Here is a 6,934-nt window from a genome sequence, read left to right on the forward strand (position 1 = left end):
TTGTCTCTCGTTCTACGAATAACAATTTCAGTTAATAGCTACCTGTCATTTAATGCGCAAAATCGGACAAGTTGTGTGGAGTGTTAAGTTTGTCGGCACTGTCGTGCTTACGTTGAAAATTAACTTTTCTGATAACAACAGTTGCTTGGGGGAAATTTTTCGAGCAAGGAATCTATAATTACATGAATGCTAGGCCGCTTTTTTTCGAAAGGTGCTGGGAGAACAACCTAGTTGTCGTATAAATGAACGTTGCATGTTTTCAGCTCGTATGTAACCACATGAAATAGCAATTGAACTTAATGTTAGGTGTGTATTTACAATCATATCTATTGTCATTTCCAAGCGGATATGTTCGACTAGTTTCTTCGGGGACATTTTGAAGCGTTTGTTACAGTGCCGCGTAAACGTGCGTGAGCTCATTGCCATATGATCTGATAACTGCTCAACCGATAGTCGCTTGGTGATATTTCGTTGAATCCAGTGTTCTAGCTCATTCCACTTTCTTTCTTGGAAGTTCATGTTTAGGGCTGTTAAACGGTCCTTAGATGACCCAATTTTCTTGTCAACGTAATAAGGTTCGCTAAGTTTAGTTGATGACTCTTTTCGACTATTTGATGTTTCAAGCCTAAGTTCTGGAAGTGTTCGGGGTACGCAAGATGCCCCCGTTTCAGTGTTTTTTTTTATATATGATGAACCTGTGAGACTCAAAATATCTATCGTATGTAAATCAATACCTGATATTGCCTCTGCGTATACTGAAATCCCTAGGTCTGATTGAACCGGGCCAGAACGTTCGCTGCTGATAATTAAGCGATAGCTGCTGCTAATCTCATTCGCTCTGGAAAACACGTCGAGACAAGCCGATAGTTTAGAAAAACTGAACCCATGCTCGCAATAGAGAACAACAATTTTCATAAGATGTTTACATTTATATCATTAGTGAGTGGAGAGAATAGCTGGCATTAAAAAATATATACTCACCAGATGATGTGATTTTTAAACTCTAAAGTGAGTGGGCTGGCATTGATTTAGACTTTTGAGTTCTTCAAATATAAGGATAACTGCTATTAGGGACAATTTAGTAGCTAAAAGAGTCAAAGTAGTTGTTGAACGTTGATTGTAATTTATATCGATATAGCATTTGTTGGTATGCAACGTGGAACATTTGTCTCCCATTAGGACAGAGATCGTTGTGTTGGAAGTATGAATCCAAGTTCAAAGTGACTATCGTTATGGCGGTTATTTGCTGGAGGCACTTTTCTTTTGGATATAAATCAACAAAGAGCTATCAAAAGTGGTTGGACAGAGCAAGACTACTCATCAGGTGTGCACAAGAGCGGCGAATCGAGCGCAACTTTGAGGTGTTGATGACAGTATCACGTATTGTTCCAGTATGAAGCAAAGTTTTTTGATTTAGGCTCTCTGAAGGGGAAGCTATACCTGATAGCGAAGCATAACGAAGTTATTATGTTTATGTAGCATGGTCTGATGGTACGACAGATATCACATCGACAAAAGTGTTAGTGCTCAATTTCAATGCTACAGGCAAACGATGTAGGTGGTTTGAGCGTGTACTCTCTGGGGAAAGTCTTGTAGTCACAGCGCCAAGCATATAGAGAAGAAAGTCAATCGGTTCTAGTTTTAGCCACGTAAATTAGTGTAGGTCTAACACACGGATCACCAATGTCACTGCTTGCTGCAGGCTGCTCAGCGCTGCAGCATTAAATTTGCTCACCTAGATTGACTTGAGTTGTTGTAATGGAATCAACATAGGGAACAAAACATGGACGAGAAGGCCTTACCGGAAGTATTACTCAGCTTATTTGATACGGCAAGTGAAGGGTTGTGGTTTATGACCGATGATAACGTAGTGCAGTTCTACAATCGTTCTTTTTATCAACAGTTCTCTCTCTCAACTGAGTCTTCAACCCTAGATGATTGGTTGGAACTCGTCCACCCTGAAGACCGCGAGCGGTTAACTCAAGAAGTAAATGTGCATCAGCAAGAACAAGCGTCGGCACGAGTGAAGATACGCTATCGGGTTAAAAATTTGGCCAGTCGTTATCTCTGGATTGAAGCCACTGGTGTAAGGGTTGAATATCAAGGTGGGTTTGCTTTGGTTGGTTCGCACAAAAATGTGTCTGAAGATGTCTTCTTAAGTCAATATCTCACACATATGGCCAATCATGATAGTGAAACTGGTTTATTCAATCGGCATCAATTTTTACAAAACGCTTCGAGCTTAGATGAAGAAAGTTGGCTTCTTGTGTGTTGCTTGACTCAATTGCAACAGTTTCAGAGGAGAGTGGGTAATGATGCGACCGGACGCCTCTCATCAAAACTTGTTACGACGTTGGATGATGTTTTGAACCAACGGTATGGGCTCTACCGAATTAGCGCGGATGTCTTTGTGGTCACGCTTGAGCAAACTCTTGACGCAGAGATGGCTATTACACTGATGAATCAAATTGAAGCCATGTTTCACAAAGAGTGCACTTATAGCGCGACATTCAGAAGTAGACTCGGGCTTGGCGCGCTGCCAGTTGGAAATATGAATCATCAAAACCCTTTAGAGCAAATCTTTAATCTCTCTGAGTATACTCGTATGGTGACTTCTCCAGTAGCCTATACAGGGGAGCAACGGCGTGATATTGATCGCCACTTTGCAATTCAGGACGCTTTAGAAGTGGCCATCGATACGCATCAAATCACGATTGCACTACAGCCAATTGTCGAAGCATCGACAGGGGACTTGATGAGCTTTGAAGCATTAGCTCGCTGGCAACACCCAGGTTTGGGTTCTGTATCCCCCGCCGAGTTTATTCCCATAGCTGAGAGACTGGGATATATCCACGTATTGGGTATGCTTGTTTTTGAGTACGCTTGCCAGTACTTGGTGATGTTCGATACAAACCATCAAGCTAGGCCTTTGGTGAATGTGAATGTGTCGGCGCATCAACTACTCAAAGAGAGTTTTGTCGCTGATGTATGTGATACTGCCGCTCGATACGGTGTTTCACTAGAACGTATCGTCCTTGAAGTCACCGAGTCTTACCTACTCGATGAAGATCAAACTATCTCCAAAACTCTCAATGAGCTTCATTCGCATGGATTTAAGTTGTCAATAGATGACTTTGGGGCAGGGTTGAGTGCGATTACCAGTCTGTTTCGCCTTCCATTGTATCAAGTTAAACTTGATAGAGCGTTAATTCAAGAAGCCATGCGACGTGATGCCTGTTTGAAGCTCATTGCTCATTTGTGTGAGTTTGGTCGTTCACACAACATCACACTTGTCGCCGAGGGAGTAGAAACGTCGGCAATGTTTAGAACATTGACCGAGGTTGGAGTGCCATACCTTCAAGGATATTGTATTTATAAGCCATGTGCGCCTCAGGTGTGGTTAGAGAAGAGTTCGTTGCTTTAAGTATTGCTTGGGAAAATAAATGTTGAGGTAAACCTGTATGTTATGCATTTATTGACTGAATATTGAAGCAATAAATGTCGTACTGTTTCGGTTGACGCAAAGTGAGTGCAATCGAGTAGTAAATGAGAGCACTGATTTCAGACTATACTCTGATAGAAGAGGTTTTGTCTGAATACTGTAGTGTATTACACGTGTATAAATAATGACAAAGGCAGCAACGATTGGTTATTACAGAATTCAGTTTTACCCACTATGGCTATTCGGGATCCTTAAGTGTGAGCGAACCCAGCTTGGTCATGAAAATACAAAAGCGCGTCAATTTAGGACAACGTCTAGAGCTTTTTTCAACACTTGTTGTGCTTTTACTTGGTGAATCTACAGCAAAAGTAGCAAGAAGGTCAAACTACACGCTCACGGAGTTGAAGGCGCTTTACCATCTCAATAACAGCTCGGTTATGTTAAGTAATGGTGTAAGTCTGCGAATTGTATAGATTTAAACAGTCTAATAGTTACAACGCATTAGGTTGTTATCTTAAATAAAAAACATTTTCATAGAAGATTGTTAGCACTAACAGTGGTGATTATCTCTAGTAGGATTTTGTTTCGGGAGGATATATGCCGTCAGGAGTATTGCCAGCTAAGTTACAGGCATTTTTTTTAACATTAGTATTGATGTTTTCTTTACCTATCAATGCATTGGCTAGCCAATTAGATGGAGAAAAAATGAGTTTTTTTTCACTCGAGGAAATACAACTTTCTGAGAAAAAGCAGTTGTCGCCTTTGGAGTTCATAAAGGCTAGTGACGGTATCTCTTTGGCTTTTAGAGCTTATCGTACTAGGGATGTTAAAGCTGTTCTTATTTTCTATCATGGTGCAGGAGCACATAGCGGACTATTGTACAACCACATTGGTGTAGGGTTGGGAGAGAATTTTCAAATAGAGGTTTATATGCCAGATATCAGAGGACATGGAAGCTCAGAAGGTGAGAGGGGAGACGCCCCGACTACTGCTTTAGTCTTGGATGATATTACTACACTAATAAATCACGTCAGGTCTCTTCATCCTACAAAACCTATCTTCTTGGGAGGACATTCGGCTGGTGCAGGACTCGTACTGAACTACTCGAGTTGGAGTAAACACGAAGCAGTTGCTGGTTATGCTCTTGTTGCACCATACTTAGGTTTTCGTTCTAAAACTAGTCGGGAATCAGACAAAGGAGAGTATCGATTTTCTGAGGTAAATGTAGCTAAATTTATCGCCAACTCGATAACAGGAGGATTGCTTTTTAGTCACTCAAAGGCTGTGGAATTTAACTTTCCCGAACACATTCTAGAAAAAAATCCAGAAATAGTCACTTTTAACACAGTTACAATGTCCAATGCGGTAACCCCAGAATCTCCGAGTTCCCAACTATATCAGTTAAAACGATTTGGTCTTTGGATTGGGTCCGAAGACGAAGCTTTTGATCCTGGTAAAGTGATAGCATTTGCGAAGGATAATACTCATCAAGATGCTTATTCGGAAATTGATGTGCTTAATGGAGATACTCACTTTTCTATTGTTCTTAAGTCAGCAGAGCTTATAGGTTCATGGATCTTGCGTACGATCGAGTAGGGATGAAGTGCTTTAACGTCAATCTAATAACGCATAGACCAGCATATAATTTTGAGGTTGTTATCATAGCTCTCTTGGAGCAAATACTAGTGTTCTAGCCTCCCTGTTAAAAGTATCTCGCGAAAATCGGTTTTCATTATAGTCATCTACCAACTTAGATGACCACTAAAACAAGAGCAGAGTTGGAACTCTTGTTTGATCAAAAAATACAATGAAAATCAAAGGGCGTTGGCATTATTAGGACCCGGTATCCTTTTTATTACAAGTATCTTCAATGATATGAAGTTATCTTCAAAGAAGAACATTTTAATGCTCCGATGTGTTGAAGCAGCTGTTTTTAGTTCTTCTAAACTCTTTCGGAGACTCTCCAAAGTGGCGAACAAAAGCTCGTTGCATATTTTCTTCCCGCTTAAAGCCACAACGATGTGCTATGTACGAAATTGTCTGTTTGGTATCACGTAAAAGAGCAACTGCGGTTTCTATACGCACTTTATCAACAAGTTTTTTCGGGGTCAGTGAAAATTCGGTTTTACACCGTCTGGTAAAGTTGCGCGGACTCATAGCCATGAAGGCAGAAAGTTGCTCAGTACTTAAGTCTTTATCAATATTTTCCTGTATCCAGAGTATTAAATCTTCCCACTTAGAGTTGCTACATTCAAATTGCATTTTTAGGTGAAAGGTTAGCTGTGAATCCGATTGTTTGCGTCTGTTAGGCAACACCATTGCCATGGCAACATGTTGTGTTAATTCTCTCCCCATTTTTAACTCTAGAATGTCAAGTGCCATATCTATAGCTGTGCTTATACCGGCTGAGGACCAAAGCTTGTTGTCTTGAACGTAGGGAGCTCTCTGATTGAGAGTAATCTTAGGGTACATTCTTTTTATATCGTCAAGATAGAACCAATGGGTTGTTGCGGAGAAACACTCATGGGGTAGTGCGTTTGCGAGAATGAACAAACCGGTACAAACAGTACAAATATTCTCAACTCGCAGGTAGGCTTGTTGGATGAACGTTGAAACTTTAGCGCTGTTAGGTTGACTTATATCTAAGCCATTGATGAGAAATATGACGTCTTTAAGCTCGAGTTTAATTTCATGGATTGCGATGGATTCTATTAAAACACCTGAATTTGACTTGATTAAACCTCCGTGTTCACTGACATAAACCAAATCAAATAAAGGTTTACCTTCAATAATGTTTGCGATAGCGAATACATCAGCAGGGCCGGATAAGTCCATTAACTGAAAGTTATCTGAACAGTAAAATATAAATCTCATACTTGGGATCTGTTCAAGTTTCTTGGTTAATAAATAATAGCTTTGTCATTAACCATTTGCACGAAGATCTTTTTAAAACAAACTTAGTGTCAAAGCGTCCAATATGGATACTAGATATTTAATTACTGGAGGAAAATGCCGAAACTTTATGGACGGATACGCTACTCGAGATTTGTGTTGCTTGATGGTTTTATCCTGAAACGAAACAAATTGCCTAAATTGAGTGACTTTCATACAACGCAATGAGTTAGAGGTGTACAAGGTTATGTAACATGTTCAGAACTTTGCTCATGGTGTAGGTTTCATCACCTGAGTGTTGTAGCTTATCAGGCTAACTTTACCTAGTAGCAAGTGCTTCGGTTTATACATGGTTGTTTTTAGAATGAAGGATTATGATAACCATACCGCTTTTTATTTCTTGTTGGTTCTGGAGAGCTTCGGGAGCCTACTGCCAGATATTGAAGATGTCCTTGTTCCCCACGAAGTCTCTCTGTAATGGTACGGTTAACTTGGATGGTATTTAAGCCTTATAATTATCACTACTTATAAGGAATCTGATATGTCACCAAAACTACGAGTGCAAATCACCCCTCAACAGAAGCTTGAATATGCCAAGAT

Annotated in this window: 4 protein-coding genes; 2 read left to right on the forward strand and 2 right to left on the reverse strand. The window is 40.3% G+C overall.

Going from position 1 to position 6,934, the window contains the following annotated elements; all coding sequences use genetic code 11:
- Window positions 1-189 precede the first annotated feature (189 nt).
- Entirely contained in the window at window positions 190-915 is a 726-nt protein-coding gene (locus EYW48_RS17560) for a helix-turn-helix domain-containing protein (RefSeq protein WP_277432756.1), read from the reverse strand.
- Window positions 916-1,783: 868 nt separating this feature from the next.
- Here EYW48_RS17560 and EYW48_RS17565 point away from each other — a divergent pair.
- Window positions 1,784-3,424: an EAL domain-containing protein gene (locus EYW48_RS17565; protein ID WP_277432757.1), complete on the forward strand. Its 1,641-nt coding sequence runs from the start codon at window positions 1,784-1,786 to the stop codon at window positions 3,422-3,424.
- Between the two features lie 615 nt (window positions 3,425-4,039).
- The gene (locus tag EYW48_RS17570) at window positions 4,040-5,038 is read left to right on the forward strand and encodes an alpha/beta fold hydrolase (RefSeq protein ID WP_277432758.1); all 999 of its coding nucleotides are present in this window, start codon (window positions 4,040-4,042) and stop codon (window positions 5,036-5,038) included.
- A 306-nt stretch (window positions 5,039-5,344) separates the two neighbouring features.
- Here EYW48_RS17570 and EYW48_RS17575 read toward each other — a convergent pair whose 3' ends face one another.
- Window positions 5,345-6,316 carry a helix-turn-helix domain-containing protein gene (locus tag EYW48_RS17575; protein ID WP_277432759.1) on the reverse strand — a complete coding sequence of 324 codons (972 nt, stop codon included), beginning with the start codon at window positions 6,314-6,316 and terminating at the stop codon, window positions 5,345-5,347.
- Window positions 6,317-6,934: the final 618 nt, after the last annotated feature.

This window comes from Vibrio sp. 1180_3 (assembly GCF_029478545.1).
GTDB lineage: Bacteria > Pseudomonadota > Gammaproteobacteria > Enterobacterales > Vibrionaceae > Vibrio > Vibrio aestuarianus.